The organism is Pseudomonas sp. 2hn, from assembly GCF_019646095.1.
In the GTDB taxonomy this organism is placed as follows: domain Bacteria; phylum Pseudomonadota; class Gammaproteobacteria; order Pseudomonadales; family Pseudomonadaceae; genus Aquipseudomonas; species Aquipseudomonas peradeniyensis.
This window is the reverse complement of record NZ_CP081016.1, coordinates 5,408,418-5,434,195: the sequence shown is the minus strand read 5'-3', so window position 1 is coordinate 5,434,195 and position 25,778 is coordinate 5,408,418. Positions and strand designations below refer to the sequence as shown.

The 25,778-nt window shown below is 64.7% G+C and carries 20 protein-coding genes and 2 pseudogenes; 8 read left to right on the top strand and 14 right to left on the bottom strand.

What is annotated here, in order from left to right:
• A complete protein-coding gene (locus K2O50_RS24515) occupies window positions 1–5,823 on the bottom strand; it encodes a dermonecrotic toxin domain-containing protein (RefSeq protein WP_082337825.1) in 5,823 nt (1,940 codons plus the stop codon).
• Between K2O50_RS24515 and pip the strand changes: the two genes are divergently transcribed.
• The 8 genes from pip to K2O50_RS24475 all read left to right on the top strand — a co-directional run bounded on the left by pip (window position 5,758) and on the right by K2O50_RS24475 (window position 15,542).
• Window positions 5,758–6,729, top strand: a complete 972-nt coding sequence (pip, locus tag K2O50_RS24510) for a prolyl aminopeptidase (RefSeq protein WP_050707271.1) — start codon at window positions 5,758–5,760, stop codon at window positions 6,727–6,729. The genes K2O50_RS24515 and pip overlap by 66 nt on opposite strands.
• A complete protein-coding gene (gene dtd / locus K2O50_RS24505; protein WP_050707270.1) occupies window positions 6,726–7,163 on the top strand; it encodes a D-aminoacyl-tRNA deacylase in 438 nt (145 codons plus the stop codon). The genes pip and dtd overlap by 4 nt, the downstream gene beginning before the upstream one ends.
• Before the next feature lie 320 nt (window positions 7,164–7,483).
• Complete coding sequence (locus tag K2O50_RS24500) at window positions 7,484–9,154, top strand: glucan biosynthesis protein G (RefSeq protein ID WP_156329678.1); 1,671 nt, start codon at window positions 7,484–7,486, stop codon at window positions 9,152–9,154.
• The gene (mdoH, locus tag K2O50_RS24495; RefSeq protein WP_220689950.1) at window positions 9,147–11,714 is read left to right on the top strand and encodes a glucans biosynthesis glucosyltransferase MdoH; all 2,568 of its coding nucleotides are present in this window, start codon (window positions 9,147–9,149) and stop codon (window positions 11,712–11,714) included. Before K2O50_RS24500 ends, mdoH begins: the two co-directional genes overlap by 8 nt.
• Window positions 11,715–11,946: 232 nt before the next feature.
• On the top strand, window positions 11,947–12,744 hold the full coding sequence (locus K2O50_RS24490) for a transporter substrate-binding domain-containing protein (RefSeq protein WP_050707284.1): 798 nt from the start codon (window positions 11,947–11,949) through the stop codon (window positions 12,742–12,744).
• A 79-nt stretch (window positions 12,745–12,823) separates the two neighbouring features.
• Window positions 12,824–13,786 carry an amino acid ABC transporter permease gene (locus tag K2O50_RS24485; RefSeq protein WP_050707268.1) on the top strand — a complete coding sequence of 321 codons (963 nt, stop codon included), beginning with the start codon at window positions 12,824–12,826 and terminating at the stop codon, window positions 13,784–13,786.
• Complete coding sequence (locus K2O50_RS24480; RefSeq protein ID WP_050707283.1) at window positions 13,779–14,513, top strand: amino acid ABC transporter ATP-binding protein; 735 nt, start codon at window positions 13,779–13,781, stop codon at window positions 14,511–14,513. The genes K2O50_RS24485 and K2O50_RS24480 overlap by 8 nt, the downstream gene beginning before the upstream one ends.
• Window positions 14,514–15,359: 846 nt before the next feature.
• Window positions 15,360–15,542, top strand: a complete 183-nt coding sequence (locus K2O50_RS24475) for a hypothetical protein (RefSeq protein ID WP_220690041.1) — start codon at window positions 15,360–15,362, stop codon at window positions 15,540–15,542.
• On the opposite strand, the gene K2O50_RS27035 is transcribed toward K2O50_RS24475, so the two are convergent.
• The 13 genes and pseudogenes from K2O50_RS27035 to ubiE all read right to left on the bottom strand — a co-directional run bounded on the left by K2O50_RS27035 (window position 15,532) and on the right by ubiE (window position 25,759).
• Entirely contained in the window at window positions 15,532–16,236 is a 705-nt protein-coding gene (locus tag K2O50_RS27035; protein WP_371263163.1) for a methyl-accepting chemotaxis protein, read from the bottom strand. The two genes, K2O50_RS24475 and K2O50_RS27035, sit on opposite strands and share 11 nt — an antisense overlap.
• 198 nt (window positions 16,237–16,434) lie before the next feature.
• A pseudogene (locus tag K2O50_RS27030) lies at window positions 16,435–17,475 on the bottom strand (methyl-accepting chemotaxis protein); the annotation flags it as partial.
• Between the two features lie 155 nt (window positions 17,476–17,630).
• Window positions 17,631–18,335 (bottom strand): methyl-accepting chemotaxis protein, encoded by a 705-nt coding sequence (locus K2O50_RS27025; protein ID WP_409077836.1) that lies wholly within the window; start codon window positions 18,333–18,335, stop codon window positions 17,631–17,633.
• Window positions 18,336–18,533: 198 nt separating this feature from the next.
• Window positions 18,534–19,547, bottom strand: a pseudogene (locus K2O50_RS27020) (methyl-accepting chemotaxis protein); the annotation flags it as partial.
• A gap of 99 nt (window positions 19,548–19,646) precedes the next feature.
• On the bottom strand, window positions 19,647–20,354 hold the full coding sequence (locus tag K2O50_RS24460) for a 16S rRNA (uracil(1498)-N(3))-methyltransferase (RefSeq protein WP_050707264.1): 708 nt from the start codon (window positions 20,352–20,354) through the stop codon (window positions 19,647–19,649).
• On the bottom strand, window positions 20,351–21,142 hold the full coding sequence (gene tatC, locus K2O50_RS24455; protein WP_028688376.1) for a twin-arginine translocase subunit TatC: 792 nt from the start codon (window positions 21,140–21,142) through the stop codon (window positions 20,351–20,353). Before tatC ends, K2O50_RS24460 begins: the two co-directional genes overlap by 4 nt.
• A complete protein-coding gene (tatB, locus tag K2O50_RS24450; protein ID WP_050707263.1) occupies window positions 21,139–21,507 on the bottom strand; it encodes a Sec-independent protein translocase protein TatB in 369 nt (122 codons plus the stop codon). The genes tatC and tatB overlap by 4 nt, the downstream gene beginning before the upstream one ends.
• 3 nt (window positions 21,508–21,510) lie before the next feature.
• Window positions 21,511–21,783 (bottom strand): twin-arginine translocase TatA/TatE family subunit, encoded by a 273-nt coding sequence (locus K2O50_RS24445; RefSeq protein WP_028688374.1) that lies wholly within the window; start codon window positions 21,781–21,783, stop codon window positions 21,511–21,513.
• Between the two features lie 169 nt (window positions 21,784–21,952).
• A complete protein-coding gene (locus tag K2O50_RS24440; protein ID WP_050707262.1) occupies window positions 21,953–22,288 on the bottom strand; it encodes a phosphoribosyl-ATP diphosphatase in 336 nt (111 codons plus the stop codon).
• A gap of 1 nt (window position 22,289) precedes the next feature.
• Window positions 22,290–22,682, bottom strand: coding sequence for a phosphoribosyl-AMP cyclohydrolase (gene hisI, locus K2O50_RS24435; protein ID WP_050707261.1), 393 nt, complete (start codon window positions 22,680–22,682; stop codon window positions 22,290–22,292).
• Window positions 22,683–22,755: 73 nt separating this feature from the next.
• Complete coding sequence (gene ubiB / locus K2O50_RS24430; protein WP_050707260.1) at window positions 22,756–24,369, bottom strand: ubiquinone biosynthesis regulatory protein kinase UbiB; 1,614 nt, start codon at window positions 24,367–24,369, stop codon at window positions 22,756–22,758.
• On the bottom strand, window positions 24,366–24,989 hold the full coding sequence (locus tag K2O50_RS24425; protein ID WP_050707259.1) for an SCP2 domain-containing protein: 624 nt from the start codon (window positions 24,987–24,989) through the stop codon (window positions 24,366–24,368). Before K2O50_RS24425 ends, ubiB begins: the two co-directional genes overlap by 4 nt.
• The gene (gene ubiE / locus K2O50_RS24420) at window positions 24,989–25,759 is read right to left on the bottom strand and encodes a bifunctional demethylmenaquinone methyltransferase/2-methoxy-6-polyprenyl-1,4-benzoquinol methylase UbiE (RefSeq protein WP_050707258.1); all 771 of its coding nucleotides are present in this window, start codon (window positions 25,757–25,759) and stop codon (window positions 24,989–24,991) included. The genes K2O50_RS24425 and ubiE overlap by 1 nt, the downstream gene beginning before the upstream one ends.
• Window positions 25,760–25,778: the final 19 nt, after the last annotated feature.

The window sequence follows — 25,778 nt, the reverse complement described above, 5'->3', positions numbered from 1 at the left end:
TCAACTGCGATCCGGGTTGGCCAGCGTGGTCAGTTCACGGATCAGGTGCTGTTCCCGTGCCTGCTTGTCGTTTTCCAGCGCCTCGTACTCGGGGGCCAGTTCTTCTAGGCTTTGCGGGGACTCGTCCAGGGCGCTGACCTGCGCCCTGTACTGCTGCTCGATGGCGTCGAAGCGTGCTGCGTAGGTCAGCCGCAGGTACCGGCACCATTCGTCATTGCTCGCGGCATACCTCAGGAACGACTCACCCTGCTCATCCCGGTGTACCTGGTCCATCGCCGCTGTCAGCTCGCTGCGGCTGACATCGGCAAAGGCCTCGTAGAGCATGTTGTCGTCGGGTACGCCCAGCTTCAGCTCCTGGTTCAGCCCGCGGCGATAGGCCAGGCGGACCTCCGCCTCGTCCCGGCCTTTGGCTTTGTCGCGGGCGATCTCATCCAGTCGGTACAGGCGGTAGAGACGCGTGAGTTCCTGGTAGAGCGTATGTTCCGTATCGCCTGCGGTTCTCAGCAGGCTACGGCTGTCGATCAACAGCTCGATGTTCTGGAACACCAGCAATGCCCCGTCGTGACAGGTCTGGCTGCCGGTGTCCGGTTGCACCAGTGCCTCCTGTGCGATGGCATTGAACAGCGCGCGTTCTTCCGGCCTGACCAGCGCCTTGATCAGGACCATGCGCACGCGCTGGCAGAAGGACGGGCGGGTGGCGCCATTGCGAAAGGGGGCTGACTGCTGCAGGCGCCCGACCAGCGACAGCAGGTTGCCCGCATCGCCGGCCTGTTGCAGTTGCTGCCAGGCATCGCGCAGCGCTTCGTTTTCCAGCTGTGCGCCTTGCAGCCAGGCCTCCAGGCGCGGCTGGTCCTCGGCAAGGGGAAGGATTGGATTATGCAGGTGCCCTCCCGCCAGTTCCTCATCCGAAGACGTCGCGGTCAGCAAGTCATCGGGCAGGCTCATGGCGAAGGTGAAGTTGCGCTGGGTATCGGAGGATGTGCGTGCGCGGAACATGGTGCTGCGGGTCAGTGGGTTGTCGAACAGGGCAATGGACGACACGGGGAAGTCATGATCGAGGTTGCTGAAGATGTGTTCAGGCAGTTCGGTCAAGCGGTTCTCGCTCAGGTCGAGCAGCTCCAGCGGCAGCAGGCTGTCTAGCCAGGTGGGCCAGCGCTCGATGCCCATGTTGTTCAGTTCAAGCCGGCTCAGGTTGCGCAAGGTCTCGGGCACCTCGGTGATAGTGCCCAGGCGGTTGCCGGCCAGCTCCAGTGTGCTGAGATTGCCCAATGTGGCGAACGTGGCGAGTACGCTGTCATCGATTACCAGACCCATGTCGCGCAGGGACAGGTAGATAAGCCTGGGAAGCCGTCGGAGTGCCGTCGGCAGTGTCTGGCTTGGCTGGGCGTGTTCGACGAGGCTGAGGTTTTCCACCAAGGGGAAGCGCCTCAGGAAGTCATCCAGCTGGGCGGTCGTGCTGCTGATCCTGGCCAGTGACAGGCTTCGGACCCGTTGGTGGAAGAAAGCCGGCAGACTCGGAGGAAAATGCTCCAGGGCGATGTTCTCCAGGCGCAGTGTTGTCTGGCGCATGCCCAGTTCCTGGTTGCGCCAGAACGTGTTGATGCTGACCCCGATCCGGTTGCGCATGGCCATGGCGCCCTGGCTCAGCGGCGCCGTCGAGCTTGAGGCGTTGGCCCAATTGTCGAGAGCATCGCGCAATGCTTCGCGCTGCTGGGTGTAGTGGCGCAGCCGGGTATTCAGGGAGGGTGAAATGTCAGCATGGATCCGTCCGGCCTGACCCTGTTGATTGAGCATGATGCGCAGCAGTTGATCCTCGATGATGGGATTGCCTTCCAGGGCAATGACTGTGTGGGTGGCGAGGTCCGGTTCATTGCTCGTGAGAAAGCTCGGCAGTGAGCGGATACGGTTGTCGCGTAACGAGACTTCCCTGATGCGGGTCAGGGGGCGTGGCCTGAGGCCTTGGGGCCAATGGTCGAGCGTCATGCGCTCGAGGCCCAGGTAGTCGAGGGTCAGGCCTTCGAAAGCCTGGTAGCCGTGGGTGAGCAGCCGATTGCCATCCAGGGTGAGCCGGCGCAAGCGTGGCAACGTTCGCAGGCTTTCGATCTCCCTGCTCGACAGCGGCAGGTTCAGGTTGGTGATGCTGAGGGATTCAAGCTGCGGAAGGCGACGGATGATTGAACCGAGGTCGTACAGGAAGTCGGAAGCTGGCGCGTTGTCGACATAAGGTCGGGTCACTTCCAGTGAGTGTAAGCCTGGGAACTGCTGGAACAGATTGGTGAGCAAACGTTCGCGCCGTCCCAGACTCGAAGCGCTGCCGTGGGATGGGTCGATGAGCTGAAGGTGCCTGACACTTTCGCCAAAAAACGTGGGCAGGTCGGATGGGAAGGTGTCCAGCGCGATCTGCTCCAGGCGAAGTGGTGTCGTCTCGTGAGGCGTCACAGGCAGGGCGTTGTCATACCAGTGCTGGATGAGCCGCTCGTGCAAGGTGTCGATCGCGTCAGTGTCATGCCCGGCTGTGGATCGTGTCGTTCGTCGCCATTCGGCCAGCGTGCGACGTAAGGATGTGTGTTGTTCGAGCAATGCTTGCAAGCGCAGGTTTATCTCGCTTCGGCTTAGTCCGCTGCCTTCCAGGTCGGCCAGTATCTGGTCGGCCGTGCGCGTCGTGTGTACGGGCAGACCAGTCTCCCTGATCATGCGCAGCAGGGTGTGGCGGGTAAACCCGCCCCCAGTGCCGCCTTGGCCGCCCAGTGGGTATCCCAGGCGGCCATCGGCCAGACGCATCGGCGAGTGGAAGCCTTGTCGCACGGGCTGCATGCGCAACACCTTTCTCAACGTCTCGCGCGAAAGTCGAGGCCTCTGGCGAAGCAGGCGCTTGAGCGCTTGCGTGTAGCTCGCTCCCAAGTTGGCCAGTACGGTGATTGCGGGTGTTGGCAGGGCTTTCATCAGCGCACTGTAGAGTGTGTCGTGAAGCATCTCAGAGGCTTGCGAGGCACTGCTGCCGTCGACGATATAGCCGGTTGTCGTGCTGAAAATGATGGCGTTGGGCTCAGCGGCCTGTGCTCCGATTCGTGTGCGCTCGATGGGCCAGTGCAGGTGTTGCTCAAGATCGATGACCGTATCGGCGGGCCAGCCGGGAAGCTGTTCCAGCGTATGCAGAATCAAGCGGTCAGTGTCCCAGTTGCGTACCGCGTCCAGATACAGCCCTTCATAGGCGCGGGCCAGGCGAACCTGCTGCTGGTAGGTGCGAGACTCTGCGGCAAGGCGGGCGTGGATCCTGCCTTGATCCAGGCTCTGCAACTCCACCTGGCTGGCATTGCGCAACAGCTCTTCGATGACGGGAAGCGGCAGCTGTGGATAACGTTGCCGCAGGGTGGCGCCGCGAGCGGCGGGCTTGGCGTACAAAAGGTCGTAGCGCTTCTGGAACGTCTTGCGCAGCATGTGGGGTTCAGTCACTGAGGTGCGCAGTTCCTGATCCAGCTTGAAACGAGACAGCGTGTCTTCCAGCAATGCCGGCAGGCGCAGGTTCCGGCTGACGACTCGGCGCAACACGGACACATCGGTGGCGCTGACTTCAAGTATCTGGGCCAGGGTGGCTTCGTCGAACTCCGCAGCCAGCTGGCCTGCCCGGTTGGCCAACTGGTTCAGTGGCCATGCCTGTGGTCGGTCCAGGCCATGCAGCCATGCACCTGCGCCATTGTGGCGCAATCGAGGTTGATAGCCATGGGGGCTTTGCGGGTGTACGAGGACGTAGTCGTGGGGCACTGTAATGGGGCTGACTGAAAACAGGCGGTCTTCCAGCGCCAGCCAGGTCTTGCCTGCGTGGTGGTACAAGCCGAACTCATCCGCCTTCAAGCCTGCAGGCAGCACAATGTCATGGGCAAACGGTTTCAGGTCCGGGGACCACAGGCGGACATCGCCGTCAGGCCTGCGCACGGGCTCCAGTTCTTCGACAAATGAAGGCGTCTCGACAGTGATTTTCTCGACGGCAGGTTTTCCGCCGCTCGCCTCCCAGACGCCCAGTACCGCCAACTGGGCAACGTTCTCAACCACGTCTACCAGGTAGGCCAGGGCTTGCTGTCTGTCGCCCCGCGCCCAGCTGGCAAACCCTTCGTATACCTCATGCCCCAGTTGCAGCGCGGTCAGCCCCAGCATCACCGGGCCCAGGGCCGGCACGAAGAAAACGCCCAGGGCCAGGGCGTCGAAGGCCAGGCCGGTGTAGTACGCCAGCTGTTTCTGCGCTGTTATCCGGTCTTCCGTCGCGGTGGGGACCGCGTGGAACAGGGCATCGTCCGAGAGCCTTTGGCGTTTCTGCGCGACCAGCGCCTCGCGCAGGCCTTGCCCGAAGGGCTGCTGTGCCGCCGTCACTCGAGCATTCGGATCGCGCACACGGTTTACCGTGCCGCCGTATTGGCCCGGAATGACCTTGGAGGTACGCCAGTCCACCGGTTGCAGGCAGTCCAGCAACTGGGTGTAGAAGGCACTGCTGTCCCGTGCCGGCACGCTGTCGAGCAGTTGCCGGCGGGTCATGGCCCCCAGCTGTTCGCGCAGGTAGGCCTGCAGCGCCTCGGCGGTGGCGTGGCGCTGCAAGGGGATTCGCGCGCCGGGCAGGTAGGTGACCAGCCAACCCTGGAAGGGCAGATTAAACGCAGGGTAGCGCGCTGGCATGCTGGGGCCGGATTCGACACCGAAGATCAACGCGCCCGTTACCGAGCTGCCGAACAGTTGCAGGAAGGTCGCGCCCAGCGGGCGGCCTTCGTACTCGGCCTGGCCGTGTTCGACCAGCTTGAGCAAGGCCGCATACAGGGGTTGCTCGAGCCTTTCGCCGAGGTAGGCCCTGTGCAGCTCCAGGCGCAGGGTGCTCAGCTCAGCGTCGCCGAATACCTTGGCCGCCTGCGGATCCGCCTGACAGACCGTTTCGATCAGCGCCTGGTACTGACCACCGATGTCCAGCTCGCGGGAGAGTGCCGCGAATTCGCTCGGCGAGATCCCGACCTGGTTGCCGCTGGGCACCACGCCCACGAACGCATTGCTGTCGAGCACCCGTGAGCTGAGCCTGGCGGTATCCAGCCCACCGGGCAGCGCATGTTCGGCCTCGAAGTTCTGCAAGGCGCTGTGCAGCAAGGACTGGGTGGCTCGTCTGAACGACCGCGCCGCCTGAACGATAGGGTCGCCGTAAGAGGCGTCCTGATAAGCCTCGGCCCGGCGGGCGTTGAACAGGTAGGTCCTGTTCACGTCCAGCTCCAGGTCAAAGCGCTGCTTGATCGCCTGGGTCAGCTGCTGCGTGGCGAACTGCCGTAGATCGGGTAGCTGCTTGAGCAGCCTGGCCACATCGTCCTGGGTCTTTCGATGGGTGCCATATTCCTGCACCAGTTGCCGGGCAATGTCCGGATGGGCCAGGCAGGCCCTGTCGAACCAGGCGCTTGGCCGGCTCAGGGCATTGCGCATGTGGGCATGGGCCGGCTTTGCGACGTGCTTCAGCCAGTCAGGCATCTTGTCGGCGATCAGCCGTTTCGACAGTGAGCCTATGGGTTCGTCCGTTGCTGGCGCGCCAGCGACGCCGTTGTTGTTGACGCTCATGATGGGGCCTCGATGGAAGGGAGGCCCGGATGGTATGGACTGATTCACCGGCCCAGGACATAACATGATCTGGCCGTCGGACCTGTCGGTACGCATCGCATCCAGCACGAGAGCATGCTCAAAGCGCAATTCAGGTTTATGATGCCCAACGGCAGACAATATCCTCACACGGAGTGCGCGATGCAGACCCTCTACCCGCAGATCAAACCCTACGCCCGGCACGATCTGGCCGTGGAAGCGCCGCATGTGCTGTATGTCGATGAGAGCGGCTCGCCGGAAGGTCTGCCCGTGGTGTTCATCCACGGTGGCCCGGGCGCGGGCTGCGATGCCCAGAGCCGTTGCTACTTCGACCCCAACCTGTACCGCATCGTCACCTTCGACCAGCGTGGCTGCGGTCGCTCCACGCCCCATGCGAGCCTGGAGAACAACACCACCTGGCACCTGGTCGAGGACCTGGAGCGCATCCGCGAGCACCTCGGCATCGACAAGTGGGTGCTGTTCGGCGGTTCCTGGGGCTCAACCCTGGCCCTGGCCTACGCCCAGAAACACCCCGAGCGCGTGCATGGCCTGATCCTGCGCGGCATCTTCCTGTGCCGCCCGCAGGAGATCCACTGGTTCTACCAGGAAGGCGCCAGCCGCCTGTTCCCCGACTACTGGCAGGACTACATCGCGCCGATCCCGCCGGAAGAGCGCGGCGACCTGGTCAAGGCCTTCCACAAGCGCCTGACCGGCAACGACCAGATCGCCCAGATGCACGCCGCCAAGGCCTGGTCCACCTGGGAGGGCCGCACCGCGACCCTGCGCCCGAACCCGCTGGTGGTCGACCGTTTCTCCGAGCCGCAGCGCGCCCTGTCGATCGCCCGCATCGAATGCCACTACTTCACCAACAACGCTTTCCTCGAACAGGACCAGCTGATCCGCGACATGCCGAAGATCGCTCACCTGCCGGCGGTGATCGTGCATGGTCGCTATGACGTGATCTGCCCGCTGGACAACGCCTGGGAGCTGCACCAGGCCTGGCCGAACAGCGAGCTGAAGGTGATCCGCGACGCCGGCCATGCCGCCTCCGAGCCTGGCATCACCGACGCCCTGGTACGCGCCGCCGACCAGATGGCCCGGCGCCTGCTCGACCTGCCCCTGGAAGAAGCATGAAGGGGCTGATCCAGCGCGTGCGTGGCGCCCGGGTGGAAGTGGCAGGGGAGATTGTCGGCGCCATCGACCAGGGGTTGCTGGCGCTGGTGGCGGTCGAGCCTGAAGATTCGCCCGAGCATGCCGACAAGCTGTTGCACAAGCTGCTGAACTACCGGGTGTTCAGCGACGAGCAGGGCAAGATGAACCGCTCGCTCAAGGATGTCGGCGGCGGCCTGCTGCTGGTGTCGCAGTTCACCCTGGCCGCCGACACCCGCAACGGCATGCGCCCGAGCTTTTCCACGGCTGCGCCACCGGCCCTCGGCGCCGAGCTGTTCGACTATCTGCTGCGCCAGGCACAGGCTCGGCACCCGCTTGTGGCCAGTGGTCGCTTCGGTGCAGACATGCAGGTGCATCTGGTCAATGATGGCCCGGTAACATTTATGTTACAAATATGAGGTCAAAAAACCCTTTGTTTGTCGAAAAACAAGGGGTTTTGTACGATAAATAGTTTGTTCAGCCTGATGCGTTGTAACGCGACCTGCTGGATAATCGCGCGCTGCATGAACCTGCGTTCGCAGGTTCGTTTCACTTTGACTCGAGCATTGTCAGGATCCGTTTGGGGAATCATTACGCCCTCACGGGGTCCGAACAGTGCTCGCCAACCCGGCATTGGTCGCTGGCCGTTGGTTTCATGATCTGTTTTCGGCGAGGATTGCTCGTGATTGTAAGCCCCTGTATTGCACCTAGAATCCCCGGTACCCGGCTGCGCAAGGCCATGCTGGCCGGCGTGGCGCTGGTCGGCCTGTTGAGCGCGGGCCAGCTGTGGGCATTCAATCTGGACGACGTTGCAGCCAAGGCAAAGGATCTGGCCGGTCAGAAGTTCGAGGCACCGAAGAGCAACCTGCCGCCGGTGTTCCGCGACATGAAGTACGCCGACTACCAGAAGATCCGCTTCCTGCAGGAAAAGGCCGAGTGGGCCAAGGACAAGACGCCGTTCAAGCTCTCGTTCTACCACCAGGGCATGCATTTCGACACGCCGGTGACCATCAACGAGATCACCGCCAACAAGGTCAAGGAAATCAAGTACGACCCGAGCCGTTTCGAGTTCGGTGACGTGCCGCATGACGCCGAAGCCACCAAGAACCTCGGCTACGCCGGTTTCCGCGTGCTCTACCCGATCAACAAGGCCGACAAGCAGGACGAGATCATGACCCTGCTTGGCGCCAGCTACTTCCGCGTGGTCGGCAAGGGCCACCGCTACGGCCTGTCGGCCCGTGGCCTGGCCATCGACACTGCGTTGCCGTCCGGCGAGGAATTCCCGCGCTTCCGCGAGTTCTGGATCGAGAAGCCCAAGCCGAACGACAAGCACCTGGTGATCTACGCGCTGCTCGATTCCCCGCGCTCCACCGGCGCCTACAAGCTGACCCTGCGTCCGGGCGAGGACACCCTGGTCGACGTCAAGTCGCGGGTCTACCTGCGTGACAACGTCAGCCGCCTGGGCATCGCCCCGCTGACCAGCATGTACCTGTTCGGCCCCAACCAGCCGTCCAAGGTCATGAACTACCGTCCGGCCCTGCACGACTCCGAAGGCCTGGCGATCCACGCCGGCAACGGCGAGTGGCTGTGGCGTCCGCTGAACAACCCGAAACACCTGGCCGTGAGCAACTTCAGCGTGGAGAACCCGCGTGGTTTCGGCCTGCTGCAGCGCCAGCGCGACTTCAGCGACTACGAAGACCTCGACGACGAGTACGAGAAGCGCCCGAGCGCCTGGATCGAGCCGAAGGGCGACTGGGGCAAGGGTACCGTCGACCTGGTCGAGATCCCGACCGCCGACGAGACCAACGACAACATCGTGGCCTTCTGGAGCCCGGAAAAGCTTCCTGAAGTGGGCAAACCGTTCGAGTACGACTACCGCCTGCGCTGGACCATCAAGGAAGACCAGCTGCATTCGCAGGAACTGGGCTGGGTCAAGCAGACCCTGCGTTCCACCGGCGACGTCAAGCAGTCCAACCTGATCCGCCAGACCGATGGCACCGTTGCCTTCCTGGTCGACTTCATCGGCCCGAACCTGGCCACCCTGCCGGCCGACACCGCCGTGCGCAGCCAGGTCAGCGTCGGCGACAACGCCGAGGTGGTTGAGAACAACCTGCGCTACAACCCGGAAACCAAGGGCTGGCGCCTGACCCTGCGCCTGAAGGTGCAGGATCCGAAGAAATCCACCGAGATGCGTGCCGCGCTGCTGCGCGACGTTCCGGTCGAGCAGCCCAAGCCGGCCAAGCAGGACAAGGCCGCGGCCAAGCATGCTCACGCCAAGGCCGAGAAAGCCAAGGCCGAGAAGGCTGCCGAGCAACCCGCCGCCGATGCGGCATCCACCAACGGGACCCCGGCCACCACCGAGAAAGTGCTGACCGAGACCTGGAGCTATCAGTTGCCTGCCGATGAGTAACTCAAGCGCAAGGCCGGAATCGCTGAGCGAGTACCTGGCCCACCTTCCCCTGAGCGACGAGCAGCGTGCGGAACTCGCCCGCTGCACCTCCTTCAGCGAGCTGCACCAACACCTGGCGGCCCAACCGGCCGCCGGCACCGCCGAGGCCGCCCAGGCTTCGGTGGGCGCCCGTCTTACCGTCGGCAGCGCCGCCGAGCTGGAAGACGCCGAGATGCTCGGCGTCGATGCCGGCGGGCGGCTGTGCCTGAAGATCTCGCCGCCGATCAAGCGCACCAAGGTCGTGCCCGAGCCGTGGCGCACCAACATCCTGATTCGCATGTGGCGGCGCATGACCGGCCGCACCAACGCCCCGCAGCCGCCCAAGCGCGAGCTGCCGCCGGCGCGCTGGCGTACGGTCGGTTCGATCCGCCGTTACATCCTGCTGACCCTGATGATCGGCCAGACCCTCGTCGCGGGCTGGTACATGAAGGGCATCCTGCCGTACCAGGGCTGGTCGTTCGTCGATTTCGACGAGATCGTCAACCAGCCCCTGTGGGACACGGTGGTGCAGGTGTGGCCATATGCGCTGCAGACCTCGATCCTGGTCCTGTTCGGCATCCTGTTCTGCTGGGTGTCGGCGGGCTTCTGGACCGCCCTGATGGGCTTCCTCGAGCTGCTCACCGGGCGTGACAAGTACAAGATTTCCGGCAGCAGCGCCGGCAACGAGCCGATCGCGCCCGAGGCGCGTACCGCGCTGGTGATGCCGATCTGCAACGAAGACGTGCCACGGGTGTTCGCCGGCCTGCGCGCCACCTTCGAGTCGGTGGCCGCCAGCGGCAATCTCGACCGCTTCGACTTCTTCGTGCTCAGCGACACCAATGACACCGACATCGCCGTCGCCGAACAACAGGCCTGGCTCGACGTGTGCCGTGAAACCAAGGGCTTCGGCCGCATCTTCTACCGTCGCCGCCGGCGCCGGGTGAAGCGCAAGAGCGGCAACCTCGACGACTTCTGCCGTCGCTGGGGTGGCGAGTACAAGTACATGGTCGTGCTCGACGCCGACAGCGTCATGAGCGGCGAGTGCCTGAGCAGCCTGGTGCGCCTGATGGAGGCCAACCCGGACGCCGGCATCATCCAGACCGGGCCGAAAGCCTCGGGCATGGACACCCTGTATGCGCGCATGCAGCAGTTCGCCACCCGCGTGTATGGCCCGCTGTTCACCGCCGGCCTGCACTTCTGGCAGCTGGGCGAGTCGCACTACTGGGGCCACAACGCGATCATCCGCATGAAGCCGTTCATCGAGCACTGCGCCCTGGCGCCGTTGCCGGGCAAGGGCGCCTTCGCCGGCGCGATCCTGTCCCACGACTTCGTCGAAGCCGCGCTGATGCGCCGTGCCGGCTGGGGCGTGTGGATCGCCTACGACCTGCCGGGCAGCTACGAAGAACTGCCGCCGAACCTGCTCGACGAGCTCAAGCGCGACCGTCGCTGGTGCCACGGCAACCTGATGAACTTCCGCCTGTTCCTGGTCAAGGGCATGCACCCGGTGCACCGCGCGGTGTTCCTCACCGGGGTGATGTCGTACCTGTCGGCGCCGCTGTGGTTCCTGTTCCTGGTGCTGTCGACGGCGCTGCTGGCGACCAACACGCTGATGGAGCCGCAGTACTTCATCGAGCCGTTCCAGCTCTACCCGCTGTGGCCGCAGTGGCATCCGGAGAAGGCCATTGCGCTGTTCTCCACCACCATCGTGCTGCTGTTCCTGCCCAAGCTGCTCAGCGTCATCCTGATCTGGGCCAAGGGCGCCACCGAGTTCGGCGGACGCATCAAGGTCACCCTGTCGATGCTGATGGAGATGCTGTTCTCGATGCTCCTGGCACCGGTGCGGATGATCTTCCACACCCGCTTCGTGCTGGCCGCGTTCCTCGGCTGGGCCGCGACCTGGAACTCGCCGCAGCGTGACGACGACTCCACGCCGTGGAGCGAAGCGGTGCGTCGTCATGGTCCGCAGACCCTGCTGGGCATCGCCTGGGCTGGGCTGGTGGCCTGGCTGAACCCGAGCTTCCTGTGGTGGCTGGCGCCGATCGTCGGCTCGCTGGTGCTGTCGATCCCGGTGTCGGTGATATCCAGCCGCACGCGCCTGGGCCTGGCGGCCAAGGACGAGAAGCTGTTCCTCATCCCCGAGGAATACGCAACGCCGCAAGAGCTGCTGGCGACCGACCAGTACACCCACGAGAACCGTTGGCACGCCCTGCATGACGGTTTCGTCCGTGCCGTGGTCGACCCGCGCCAGAACGCCCTGGCCTGTGCCATGGCCACGGCGCGTCACGGTCAGGCGGCCCCGATCGAGGCGCTGCGCGTCGAGCGCGTTGCCAAGGCACTGGAAGTCGGCCCGAAAGGCCTGGACCTGAACACCCGCCTGGCGCTGCTCAGCGACCCGGTGGCGCTGGCGCGCCTGCACGAGCAGGTGTGGGCCGGGCATAACACGGCGTGGATCGATGTGTGGCGGGCATCCATCGCCAACGATCCGCACTCGCCATTGCTGCCGCTGCATCCGGAGAACGTGGCCCAGCCAGCCCTGGCTTGAGTCCGTTGCTCCGATAATCGCGGGGCCAGCCCGCTCCCACGCCATCTCAACGGTGCGTGGGAGCGGGCTGGCCCCGCGAAGCTTTCTGGTCGATTTTGGCCAACAAAGTCCCCCCCGGCTCTAGGTCCCAGCTCACGCATGCGTTAGCATCCGTCCCGATATTGCGCATCGGTCTGTCGGACCGTGCTTACAAGAAAAATCTGCGTACTTCTTGCTAGGGGACTTGGTGATGATTAAGAAATACCTGTCGCGACTGCTGGTAGGTGCGACCGCCCTGATCGCGGTGACCGCCGCCCAGGCCGGCGCCATCGACGACGCGGTCAAGCGTGGCACCCTGCGCGTGGGCATGGACCCGACCTACATGCCGTTCGAAATGACCAACAAGCGCGGTGAGATCATCGGCTTCGAAGTCGACATCCTCAAGGCCATGGCCAAGTCCATGGGCGTCAAGCTGGAGATGGTCTCCACCGCCTACGACGGCATCATCCCGGCCCTGATGACCGACAAGTTCGACTTCATCGGCAGCGGCATGACCCTGACCCAGGAGCGCAACCTGCGCCTGAACTTCAGCGAACCCTTCATCGTGGTCGGCCAGACCCTGCTGATCCGCAAGGAGCTGGCGGGCGAGATCAAGTCGTACAAGGACCTGAACAACGAGAAGTACCGCCTCACCTCCAAGCTCGGCACCACCGGCGAGATGGTCGCGAAGAAGCTGATCAGCAAGGCCAAGTACCACGGCTACGACAACGAGCAGGAAGGGGTGATGGACGTGGTCAACGGCAAGGCCGACGCCTTCGTCTATGACTCGCCGTATAACGTGGTGGCGGTAGAGAAGGCCGGCGCCGGCAAGCTGGTATTCCTGGAAGAACCCTTCACCTACGAGCCGCTGGCCTTCGGCCTGAAGAAAGGCGACTTCGACAGCATCAACTACATCAACAACTTCCTGCACCAGATCAAGCATGACGGGACCTACGATCGTATTCACGACAAGTGGTTCAAGAGCAAGGAATGGCTGAAGGAAATGGAATAAGGCCCGGGCCAAAACCCCAGGCGCTGACCTCGACGCGCAGGCAAACCCTGCGCGTTTCGCTTTTACGGAAGTACCCCACGTGATCAAACACAAGAAAGCACAGTGGCCCTGGCATGGGCTGACCGCGCTGGTCCTGGTGGGCCTGGCGTTCAGCCTGTACCTGGCCACCTCGATGATTTCCTACGAGTGGCGCTGGAACCGTGTTCCGCAATACTTCGCCTACAAGGCCGAGGAAACCCAGCGTGCCGCCAACCCTGGCACGGTCGAGGAAATCGTGGTGTCCGGCGACAACGCCCGGGTCACCCTGAAGGATGAAAGCGGCGACACCCAGGTCGTCGAAGTGGCCAAGGACAGCATGTTGCTGGCCCGTGGCGACGATGTCGCCGAGGGCGATGCCATCGGCGTCAACCGTCACTGGGCCGCCGGCCCCTTGGCCTGGGGCCTGTGGACCACGTTGTGGATCTCGGTGATCTCCGGCGCCCTGGGCCTGGTGATCGGCCTGTTCGCCGGGCTGTGCCGGCTGTCGAACAACCCGACCCTGCGTGACCTGTCCACTGTCTACGTCGAGCTGGTGCGCGGCACGCCGCTGCTGGTGCAGATCTTCATCTTCTACTTCTTCATCGGCACCGTGCTCAACCTGTCCCGCGAGTTCGCCGGGGTGGCGGCGCTGGCGCTGTTCACCGGCGCCTACGTGGCCGAGATCGTCCGTGCCGGCGTGCAGTCGATCGCCAAGGGCCAGAACGAGGCGGCGCGTTCGCTGGGCCTGAACGGCGCCCAGTCGATGCGTCATGTGATCCTGCCCCAAGCCTTCAAGCGCGTGCTGCCGCCACTGGCCGGGCAGTTCATCAGCCTGGTCAAGGACACTTCGCTGGTGTCGGTGATTGCCATCACCGAGTTGACCAAGAGCGGCCGCGAGGCCATCACCACCTCGTTCTCGACCTTCGAGATCTGGTTCTGCGTGGCGGGCCTGTACCTGCTGATCAACCTGCCGCTGTCGCACATTGCCAGCCGGCTCGAGCGGAGGCTTGCGCAAAGTGATTGAAGTCCGTGACCTGCTGAAAGTCTTCGACACCCGTGGCCAGGTAGTGCGCGCGGTGGACAACGTCACCACCCAGGTGGCCAAGGGCGAGGTGGTGGTGGTGCTGGGGCCTTCGGGCTCGGGCAAGTCGACCTTCCTGCGCTGCCTGAACGGCCTGGAGCATTTCGACGAGGGGCATGTGTCCATCGGCGGTTTGCAGCTGGACGATCCGAAAACCGATATCAACGCCTATCGCCGGGAAGTCGGCATGGTGTTCCAGCACTTCAATCTGTTCCCGCACATGACCGTGCTGGAGAACCTGTGCCTGGCGCAGAAGGTGGTGCGCAAGCGCAACAAGGCCGAGCGCGAAGCCAAGGCCCGGGCGTTGCTGGAAAAGGTCGGTATCGCGCAGAAGGCCAACGAGTATCCTTCGCGCCTTTCCGGCGGGCAGCAGCAGCGAGTGGCCATTGCCCGGGCCCTGGCGATGGACCCGAAGGTGATGCTGTTCGACGAGCCGACCTCGGCGCTTGATCCGGAGATGGTCGGGGAGGTGCTGGATGTGATGAAGACCTTGGCCCAGGAAGGCATGACCATGGTCTGCGTGACGCACGAGATGGGTTTTGCCCGGGAAGTGGCGGATCGGGTGTTGTTCTTTGACCACGGGAAGTTGCTGGAAGATTCGCCACCGCAGGCGTTCTTTGCTGCGCCGAAGGATGTGCGTGCGCAGGCGTTCTTGCGGCAAGTTCTGTGATTGTGTTTAGACCTGCGTAAACCGTGGGTGCAATGTATGTGGTCAAACTGTTCAGGCCTCTTGCTATATGTTGGCGAGGGGTCTGATCACTGAAATAACACCACCCTCCAATCAAGAAACGCTCATCTCTTGATCTTGATCTTGATCTTGATCTTGATCTTGATCTTGATCTTGATCTTGATCTTGATCTTGATCTTGCTTCTAAGTGCGCGATAGTTCAGGCGCCGCCAATTGCGACTTCAGGAGGCCGAGCGGAGTTCTTGCGGAGGGAGGTGACGGGCATGGATGCCCGTCAAGCGCTGCGCCCCAGGATGGGGCGTTCAGCGCGGTCCTCCCGGGAGCAAGAACGGAGCGAGGGAACCCCGGAGCGAAGCGTAGGGGCCGGATGAATGGAGCGAGGATTTTTTGGTGACTTTTTGATCCTTCAAAAAGTTACCCGCCGTAAGGGCGGAAAGGTGACTTCGCGTCACCATCGCGAATGAATGCGCATATAGCTTTCAAAACACATGCTTTAAAAGTCAAAGTCAAAGTCAAAGTCAAAGTCGGTCGGCGCTGGTTTTAATGGTTGTAAGCGCATTCATTTGCGATGTCGACGCATAGTCACCTTTTCGCCCTTACGGCGAGTTCCTTTTTGAAGGATCAAAAAGGAACCAAAAAATCCTCGCTCCATTCATCCGGCCCTCCGCTTCGCTCCGGGTTCCCTCACTCCGGCCTTGCTCCCGGGAGGACCGCGCTGAACGCCCCATCCTGGGGCGCAGCGCTTGACGGGCATCCATGCCCGTCACCTCCCTCCGCAAGACCTGCGTTCGGCCTCCTGAAGTCGCGAAGTTACGGGCGGCGCCTGGGATGGCGCAGCTGTCGCTAGTGAGCTGCGGTGTTAATCTTCTGATCGCCAAAGCCAAAGCCAAAGCCAAAGCCAAAGCCAAAGCCAAAGCCAAAGCCAAAGCCAAAACCAAAGCCAAAGCCAAAGCCGTCGGTCTGGTTTCAGGTCCTGGCTATCTGGGCACGCCTGCAAGGCTTAAAGATTGAACCGCCCCACCATGCCCCGCAACTGCTGCCCCAACTGCTCCAACTCCCCACTCGAAACCGCAGTCTGTTCACTGGCCGCCCGCGTCTGCTCCGACACATCCCGCACATTGATCACGCTACGGTTGATCTGCTCGGCCACCACGCTCTGCTGTTCACTGGCCGTGGCAATCTGCTGGTTCATTCCCTGGATCGTCGACACCGTCTCGGTAATCTGCCCCAACGCGGCGCCGGCCTTGCGGCTGAGCTCGACGCTTTGCCCGGTCAGGCGCTTGCTGTCGTCCAACAGACCGGTCACCTCATCGGTGCCACGGTGCAGGTTGTCGATCAGCAACTCGATCTCCTCGGTCGACTGCTGCGTACGCTGGGCCAGGCCGCGCACCTCGTCGGCCACCACGGCGAAACCGCGCCCGGCCTCACCGGCCCGGGCCGCCTCGATGGCAGCATTGAGCGCCAGCAGGTTGGTCTGCTCGGACACCGACTTGATCACATCGAGAATCGAGCCGATGCGCTGGCTTTCACCGGCCAGGTGCCCCATGGCCGCCAGGCAGTGGTCCATCTGCCCGGCCAACTGCTCGATACGGGCAATCGCCTCGGCCACCACCTGGTCGCCCAGCTGTGCCTGATGGTCGGCAGCGGTGGCCGCCTGCGAGGCCTGCTCGGCGTTCTGCGCGACCTCCTGCACCGTGGCGCTCATCTGGTTCATGGCCGTGGCCACCTGGTCGGTCTCCTCTTGTTGCTGGCCAATGCGCTCGCGGGTGTCCACGCTGGCGCCGGCCAGCGCCGTCGCGGCCCGGGACAGGTGACCGACACCCTGGTCGATGCCGCCGAGCAGCTCGCGCAGGCTCAAGGTCATCTCACGCATGCTCGTCTGCAACTGGCCCATCTCGTCGCGGCGCTGCACCGTCTGCACCTGGCTGAGGTCGCCACGGGCGATGCGCGCGGCCTGGGCCAGCACCTGGCGCAGGGGCTGGGTGACCTGCCGGGTGATCAGCCAGGCGGCCAGGATGCCGAACACCAGCGCCAGCGCAGCCACGCTGGTCAGCAGCGAACGGTCGGCCAGGGCCTCGTTGTCGCGCTGCTCGACCTTGCGCTCGCTCAGTTCACGGCTCACCGCCTGCAGTTCATCGCCCATTTTCTCCATGCCGTCCTGCAACTGCTCGACCTTGAGCGCGGTGTCGCGGTATTGGCGCAGGGTGTCGCGGTAACGGTCCAGTTCCACCTGTGGGCGTTGGGTCAGCGTAGCGGGCAGCTCCAGTGGTGCGATGGCCCGCAGCAACTGACCCAGGCTGGTGTCCGCCGCCTGCAGCGCGGCATCGCCCATGCTGGCGAAACTGTCCCGGGGCGAGAAGGCATAGGCCGGCACCAGGCTTTGCTGGCTGGCGGATTCGATATGGCGGCCCAGGGTATCCATGAGACCGACCACGCCGCCCTGCCGATCATCGCCCGGCAGCTTCAGCAAGGCCTGGGTCTGCAGCTCGTCGATCACGGCTTCGAGCACGCCTGCCTGCGCCTGCATCGCTGCACGCAAGCCTTCGCGGCTGTCCACGGTGCTCTGCAGGCTGGCGAAGTCGGCCTTCAGGCGCTGCAGCAACTGGAGTTTCTGGTTCAGCATCTGTCGTGACGTATCGACGCCGCTGCGTTGCAGCAGCAGGGTCAGGCGGTCGTGCAACTGCTCCAGGATGGTCGCGATGCGGGTCTTGCTGACGTCGTCGGCGAGTACCCGGTAGGTGATGCGCTCGGCGCGCAGGTCACGGGTCAGGTCGTCGAGTTGGCCGATGTCGCCGAGCTGCTCCGAGCGCTCGATGGCGCCGTCCAGGGCGCTCCAGCCGCTAAGGGTGGTGGCCAGGGTGAGCAGCAGCACCACGGCAAAACCCAGGGCGAGCTTGAGCCCGACGCCAAGGTTGCCGAGCTGGCGGTCAAGGTATCCGAACATGGCAGGTCTCCGTCCAATTGAGAAAAGGCCATGGCGGCAGAATGCCGCCATGGCCCTTGCTCATCGGCCGGAAGTCCGTCGGACTGGACCTGCAAATTGAGTAGGAAAATTCGCGGCGGGCTGAAGGGCAGTGCCTACAGCCCGCAAGCCTTGAATTAGAGCCTGAAGCGCCCCACCAGGCCCTGCAGATGCGTCCCCAGTCGGGCCAGCTCGACGCTGGAGCTGGCGGTCTCCTCGCTGGCCGCCGAGGTCTGGTCGGAGATATCGCGCACGTTCATCACGCTGCGGTTGATCTCTTCGGCCACGGCGCTCTGCTGCTCGGCGGCGGTGGCGATCTGCTGGTTCATCGACTGGATCGACGACACGGTGCGGGTGATGGTGCCCAGCGAGTCGCCGGCGCGGCGGGTCAGTTCGACACTGCTGTCGGTCAGGGCGCGGCTGCTGTCCATGACGCTGGCCACCCGTTCGGTGCCGTTCTGCAGGCTGGCGATCAGCTCCTCGATCTCCTCGGTGGACTGCTGGGTGCGCTGGGCCAGGCTGCGCACCTCGTCGGCGACCACGGCGAAGCCACGGCCCGCCTCGCCGGCGCGGGCGGCCTCGATGGCGGCATTGAGCGCCAGCAGGTTGGTCTGCTGGGCCACCGACTTGATCACATCGAGCACGCTGCCGATCTTGTCGCTCTCGGCCTTGAGCTGGCTCATCGCTTCGCTGGAATTGACCACCTCGCCGGCCAGGCGCTCGATCTGGCTGATCGCCTCGCCCACCACCTTGTCGCCTTCGCGGGCCTGCTGGTCGGCCATCAGCGCCGCTTCCGAGGCTTGCTCGGCGTTGCGCGCCACCTCCTGGACCGTGGCGGCCATCTCATTCATGGCGGTGGCGACCTGGTCGGTCTCGACCTTCTGGTTGTTGACCCCGGCGCTGGTCTGCTCGGTGACCGCCGACAGTTCCTCGGCGGCGCTGGCGATTTGCGTCACGCCGTCGCCGATGCCGCCGATCAGCTCGCGCAGGCCCTGGGTCATGCGCTGCATGCTGGCCTGCAACTGGCCCAGTTCGTCGCGTCGATCGGCCTTGAGGTCCTGGCGCAGGTCGCCGCCGGCGACGCGCTCGGCGGCGGCGAGGGTCTGGCGCAGTGGCACGATGATCTGCCGGGTGATGGCGAAGGCGGCCAGCACCCCCAGCACCAGGGCCAGGGCGGTGGCGCCGGCCAGCAGGGTCTTGGCCTGCTGGGTGCCCTGGTCGCGCACGGTGGTTTGCGAAACGGTCATTTCCTGGCTGGCGGTCAGCAGCAGCTGGCCTTGCGCGGACATGCGCGTCAGCGCCTGCTCGCTGGCGGCCTGGGCGTTGCCGAACTGGTTCACCGCGTCGCGGTAGGCGGCCAGTGCGCCAGCGGCGTCGTCGAGGCTGGCGGCGAACTCGGCCGGAAGCTTGCCCGGCAGCGCCTTGAGCACGGTCATGGCCTGGTCGATGGCGCCGAGGGCGGTCTGCTGGAACTCGGCCTTGCCGCTGTAGGTGTAGCCGCGCACCTGGAAGCGCGCCTGTTGCAGCAGGGCGGCGACCTGCACCACCTCCTGGTACTGCTGGATATCGCTGCCCTGCAGCAGGCGCTGCTGGACCTTGGCAATCAGCTCGGCGGCCTTGTCGGCGCTGTCGCCCAGGGTGGCGCGGCTGGCCTCGCGGCGCTGACCGGCCTGCTTGAGCTCGGCGAATGCCTGCTGGTACTGGCGCACGGCATCCTGCTGCTTGTCCAGGCGCTGGCGGTCGGCGGGGAGTTCGATCTGGCCGAGCATGAACTGCACCTGGCGCTCGAGGTTGGCCAGGGCCTTTTCCATTTCCGCCACGGCGGCGTCGTCTCGGTTGCGCTCATAGCCCAGGCGGGCCAGGCGCAGGTCCTGGGTGTACTGGTGGATCACCGAGATGTTGCCGAGCTTGTCGCCACGGCTGGTGACGCTGTCGATGCCCAGCCAGCCGGTGAAGGTGATGCCGAGGGTGAGCAGCAGCACCAGGCCGAAGCCGATCCCCAACTTGCGATTGACGCTTACATTTCCCAGTGACTGGGCAAACCAACGGTACATAGACGACTCCCCGGCGCGTGGCAGTGCGGATTATTGTTCTGTTGCACAGGCCATCGGCGCGGGGCGGGGAAACTTGATGGTAAAAACCTGACTCTTGTGTCAGAAAATTCGCGAGAGCAGGGCGGTGACCGCCGTTTCCACCCGCAGGATACGATCGCCCAGTTGCACCGGGGCCAGTCCGGCCTTGCCGAGCAGTTCGACCTCGTAGGGGATCCAGCCGCCTTCGGGGCCGATCGCCAGGGTCACTGGGCCTTCCACGGCGCGCGGGCAGGCAGGGTAGGGGCCGGGGTGGCCGACCAGGCCCAGGGTGCCTTCGGCGATGGCGGGCAGGCGGTCTTCGACGAAGGGCTTGAAGCGCTTCTCGATGATCACCTCCGGCAGCACCGTGTCACGGGCCTGCTCGAGGCCGAGAATGAGGTTTTCGCGGATGGTTTCGGGCTGGAGGAACGGCGTCTGCCAGAAGCTCTTTTCGACCTTGTAGCTGTTGACCAGGATCAGCCGCGGCACGCCCAGGGTAGCGACCGTCTGGAACAGCCGGCGCAGCATCTTCGGCCGCGGCACGGCCAGCACCAGGGTCAGCGGCAGCTTGGCCGGCGGCGGCTGGTCGAAGGCCACCCGCAGTTCGGCCTCGTGGCCTTCGAGGCGGATGACCTCGGCCTTGCCCATCAGGCCGCCGATGCGCCCGACGCGCAGGCTGTCGCCCACCGCCACGCGGTGGATCTCCTGCATGTGGGTGAAGCGGCGATCGGCCAGGACGACACGGTCGGCCGACACGAAGTCGGCCTCTTCAAGAAGCAACAGGTTCACGGTTGGGTCGCAGGCGGCTGGTCGTTGTGGTCGTTGCTCGCTTCGTCCGGCTCGTGGCTGCGCTTGCGGATCAGGCTGCCGCACAGCACGCCGACCTCGAACAGCATCCACATGGGCACGGCCAGCAGGGTCTGGGAGAAGATGTCCGGCGGGGTGAGGATCATGCCGACCACGAAGCAGCCGATGATCACGTACGGGCGGATCTTCTTCAGGTACTGCACGTCGACCACGCCGATCCACACCAGCAGCACCACCGCCACCGGGATCTCGAAGGCGACGCCGAAGGCGAAGAACAGGGTCATGACGAAGTCGAGGTAGCTGGAAATGTCGGTCATCATCGACACGCCCTCGGGGGTGGCGCTGGCGAAGAAGCCGAAGATCAGCGGGAACACCAGGAAGTAGGCGAAGGCCATGCCGGCATAGAACAGGAAGATGCTCGATACCAGCAGCGGGATGGCGATGCGCTTTTCGTGGCGGTACAGGCCCGGGGCGATGAAGCCCCAGATCTGCTGCAGGATGAACGGGATCGCCAGGAACAGCGAGACGATCATGGTCAGCTTGAACGGCGTCAGGAACGGCGAGGCCACGTCGGTGGCGATCATCGTCGCGTTGGCCGGCAGGTGCGCGCGCAGCGGCGCCGAGACCAGGGTGTAGATCTGCTGGGCGAAGGAGAACAGCCCGGCGAAGATCAGGAAGATGGCGGCGACGCAGCGCAGCAGGCGGGTGCGCAGTTCGGTCAGGTGCGAGACCAGCGGCATCGGCTGGTCATGTTCCGGATTCTCGCTCATGGGGCTCGTGGCGGTTGGGGCGGCTCGGAGGGTGGCGTCGCGGTCGGCTGCGTGGGGGCGGCTTCGACGGCGGGTGTGGCGGGCGTTTCAGCGCTGGCCGGCGGCTGCGCCGGTGGCGTCAGCGGATTGAGGATGCGCTTGGCCTCCTGCTCCATCTGCAGGATGTGCTCGTTGTGCAGCTGGCGGCGGATGTCGTCGGCGCCGATCTCGCGCTCGACCTCCATCTTGATCGCGTTGAAGCTGCGCTTGAGGCGGCCGATCCACAGGCCCGCGGTGCGCGCGGCCCCCGGCAGGCGCTCGGGGCCGAGCACCAGCAGGGCGACCAGGCCGACGAGCAGCAGCTCGCTGAAACTGATGCCGAACATGGGTCAGTCTTTCCGCTGCGGCTCTTGGACCGGCTGGGCCTGGCCCTCGATGGTGTGGCCCTGGGCCTGCTGCGCGGTGTTCTGCACCGGCGGAACCGGTTGCGCCGGCGGCGGGGTCTGCTCGGCGGGCTTGGTTTCTTCTTCGTTCATGGCCTTGCGGAAGCCCTTGATCGATTCGCCCAGGTCGCTGCCGAAGTTCTTCAGTTTCTTGGTGCCGAACACCAGCACCACGACGACCAGCAGGACGATCCAGTGTTTCCAGTCAAAAATGCCCATTTCAAGCTCCTGAAAATGTGTGTCTGTCTTTCGGACCCTGGGCTGCGTTGCAGCCTTTCGCGGCACAAGGCCGCTCCTACACAGGGTATTGCGAATCTGTCAGGCGACGCGGGCCCCTGTAGGAGCGGCCTTGCGCCGCGAAAGGGGCGCAACGCGCCCCCGCAATTATTCAGGCAGAAGGCTGACGCGCAGCCTTCTCGTCATGCCCGGAAAGCCCGAACCGACGCTCCAGCTCGTCAAGCACCGCCTGCGGATGCTGGCCCAGCGCGCTGAGCATGACCAGGCTATGAAACCACAGGTCTGCGGTTTCATAGATGACATCGCTGTAATCCTTGCTGGCGGCGGCATCCTTGGCGGCGATGATGGTCTCGATGGACTCTTCGCCGAGCTTCTCGAGGATCTTGTTCAGGCCCTTGTGATACAGGCTGGCCACGTAGCTGCTGTCCGGCGCCGCGTGCTTGCGTTCTTCCAGCACCTCGGCGAGGCGGTTCAGGGTGTCGCTCATGTCAGTGTCCTGCGCTGTAGATGGCGTCCGGATCCTTCAGGACCGGGTCGACGGTTTTCCACTGGCCGTCCTCGAAGACGCGGTAGAAGCAGCTTTCACGGCCGGTATGGCAGGCGATATGGCCCAGTTGCTCGACCATCAGGATGATCACGTCGGCGTCGCAGTCCAGGCGCATCTCATGCAGTTTCTGCACATGGCCCGACTCTTCGCCCTTGCGCCACAGCTTGCCCCGCGAGCGCGACCAGTAGATGGCGCGATGCTCGGCGGCGGTCAGGGCGAGGGATTCACGGTTCATCCAGGCCATCATCAGCACGCGCCCGGTCTTGTGGTCCTGGGCGATCGCCGGCACCAGGCCATCGCTGTTCCACTTGATCTCGTCCAGCCAGTCTTTCATCGTCGACTCCAAACCGGGCCCGCTCCCGTACCGAGCCCCTTTGCGCTAGTGTGCCAGCCGGCGGCGCGGCTGGCTATCGGCGCACGATCAGGTACAGGCCTGCGGCCAGCATCAACCATGCGGGCCAGGCGGCCGGGGCGCTGAGGCTGACGGCACCGGCGGCCAGGGTGGCGCCGCCGCCGAGCAGGCCGGCGCCGAGCAGGCGCAGCGCCCAGTTGTCGCCGGCACGGCGCCGCTCGGGCAGTTGCGCATCGTGCAGGTGAGGTTGCGACAGGCGTTCGAGCAGGTCGCGGGTCATGTCGGCCAGGTGTGGCAGCTGCTCGGCCTGGCTGTACAGGTTGCCGATCACCGCCTTCGGGCTCATGCGCTCGCGCATCCAGCGCTCGAGGAACGGCTTGGCGGTGCTCCACAGGTCGAGGTCGGGGTACAGCTGGCGGCCCAGGCCTTCGATGTTGAGCAGGGTCTTCTGCAGCAGCACCAGCTGCGGCTGGACTTCCATGTTGAAGCGCCGGGCGGTCTGGAACAGGCGCATCAGCACCTGGCCGAAGGAGATGTCCTTGAGCGGCTTTTCGAAGATCGGCTCGCACACGGTGCGGATCGCCGCCTCGAACTCGTTGACCTTGGTCTGCGCAGGCACCCAGCCCGAATCGATGTGCAACTGGGCCACGCGGCGGTAGTCGCGCTTGAAGAAGGCGATCAGGTTGCGCGCGAGGTAGTCCTGGTCCTCGGCCGTCAGGCTGCCGACGATGCCGCAGTCGATGGCGATGTACTGCGGGCTCCACGGCTTGACCGTGCTGACGAAGATGTTGCCCGGGTGCATGTCGGCGTGGAAGAAGCTGTCGCGGAACACCTGGGTGAAGAACACTTCCACCCCCCGCTCGGCGAGCATCTTCATGTCGGTGCGCTGGTCGGCCAGGGTGGCCATGTCGGTGACCGGCACGCCGTAGATACGCTCCATCACCAGCACCTTGGGACGGCAGAAGTCCCAGTACACCTGGGGCACGTACATCAGCTCGGAGCCTTCGAAGTTGCGTCGAAGCTGGCTGGCGTTGGCCGCCTCGCGCAGCAGGTCGAGCTCGTCGTAGATGGTCTTCTCGTAGTCGCCGACGATCTCCACCGGGTGCAGGCGGCGGGCATCGGCCGAGGCCCGCTCGGCGGCCTTGGCGATCAGGAACAGCCAGGCCAGGTCCTGGGCGATGACCGGCTTGAGGCCTGGGCGCACCACCTTGACCACCACTTCCTCGCCGCTTTTGAGGCGCGCGGCGTGGACCTGGGCCACCGAGGCCGAGGCCAGCGGCTCGACGTCGAAGCGGCTGAACACCTCGGCCACCTTCGCCCCGAGCTGTTCCTCGATCAGCGCCACGGCGTGCTGCGGGTCGAATGGCGGTACCCGGTCCTGCAGCAGCATCAGCTCGTCGGCGATGTCGGTGGGCAGCAGGTCGCGGCGGGTGGAGAGCAACTGGCCGAACTTGATGAAGATCGGCCCCAGGTCCTGCAGCGCCAGGCGCAGGCGTGCGCCGCGGCTCAGCTCCAGGGGCTTGCGCGGCAGCCAGCGCCAGGGCATCAGCAGGCGCAGGCTGGCCAGCCACCAAGGCAGCAGGGGCTGTTCGAACAGCAGGTCATCGAGGCGGTAGCGGATCACGACGCGCTGGATGCGCAACAGACGGCGGACGGCGAGCAGCTTCATGCGTTATCGCTGGTATCAAGAATGTGGGCGAGGCGGCGCAGGCGCGCCTCGAGACGTTCGATGTCGACCTTCAGCGCATCGAGCTCGCTGAACGCCGCTTCGGCTTCGCGTTTGCCGACCAGGGTACGGGATTCCTCGGCCAGGTACTCGGAGAGGTTCTCGCCGAAGCGGGCCAGGCCCTGGCGGGTCCAGCGCGCGCGCAGGCGCAGGTGGCCGGCGATCAGCGCGGTGGGCACCGGGCCCAGCCAGCGTTGCAGCTCGTACTCCCAGTCCAGCTCCAGGTCCTGCACGATGCCGAACAGGTCGAGCAGCACGGCGCTGTCGCCATGCAGTTCGACCTGAGGGCTGTGCAGCACGGCGGTCTTGTCCTTGGCCAGGGCCAGCTGCGCCAGGCGCCCGGCGGGGGCGCGCAGGGTGCAGTCGACCTCGCCCTCCCAGTGGGCGGCGAGCATCAGGCCTTCCTCGTCGGGCAGCACGAACAGCTTCAGGGCCGGCTGCACGCAGTCGATCTCGATCACCCGGCCCTCCAGCGCCGCCAGGCGTGGGAGGGCGGTGCTGTCCAGGCGCAGGACACGGTTGAGCCCGTGCTCGGCGCTGGCGAGCAGGCCGGCCAGGAGCATCAGGGCTTGATCCCCCGGTGCACGGCGACGATGCCGCTGGTCATGTTGTGGTAGGTGACGCGGTCGAAGCCGGCCTCGACCATCATGCTCTTGAGCGTTTCCTGGTCGGGGTGCATGCGGATCGATTCGGCCAGGTAGCGGTAGCTTTCCGAGTCGTTGGTGATCAGCTTGCCGGCCAGCGGCATGAAGGCGAACGAGTAGGCGTCGTAGGCCTTGGACATCAGCTTGTTGGTCGGCTTGGAGAACTCCAGGATCAACAGGCGGCCGCCGGGCTTGAGCACCCGCAGCATGGAGCGGATGGCTTCGTCCTTGTGGGTCACGTTGCGCAGGCCGAAGGCAATGGTCACGCAGTCGAAGTGGTTGTCCGGGAACGGCAGCTTCTCGGCGTCGGCCTGGACGAACTCGATGTTGCCGGCAACACCACGGTCGAGCAGGCGGTCACGGCCGACCTTGAGCATCGAATCGTTGATGTCGGCCAGCACCACCTGGCCGGTCGGGCCGACCAGGCGCGAGAACTTGGCGGCCAGATCGCCCGTGCCACCGGCGATGTCCAACACCCGGTTGCCGCTGCGCACGCCGGACAGCTCGATGGTGAAGCGCTTCCACAGGCGGTGCATGCCGCCGGACAGCACGTCGTTCATCAGGTCGTACTTGGCGGCCACCGAGTGGAACACCTCGGCGACTTTCTTCGCCTTCTGGCTCTCCGGCACATCCTGGTAGCCGAAGTGGGTAGTGGGTTCGGCGTGGTCGCCTTTGCGCTGGTCGGTCATATCGCTTCACCAGAAAAAA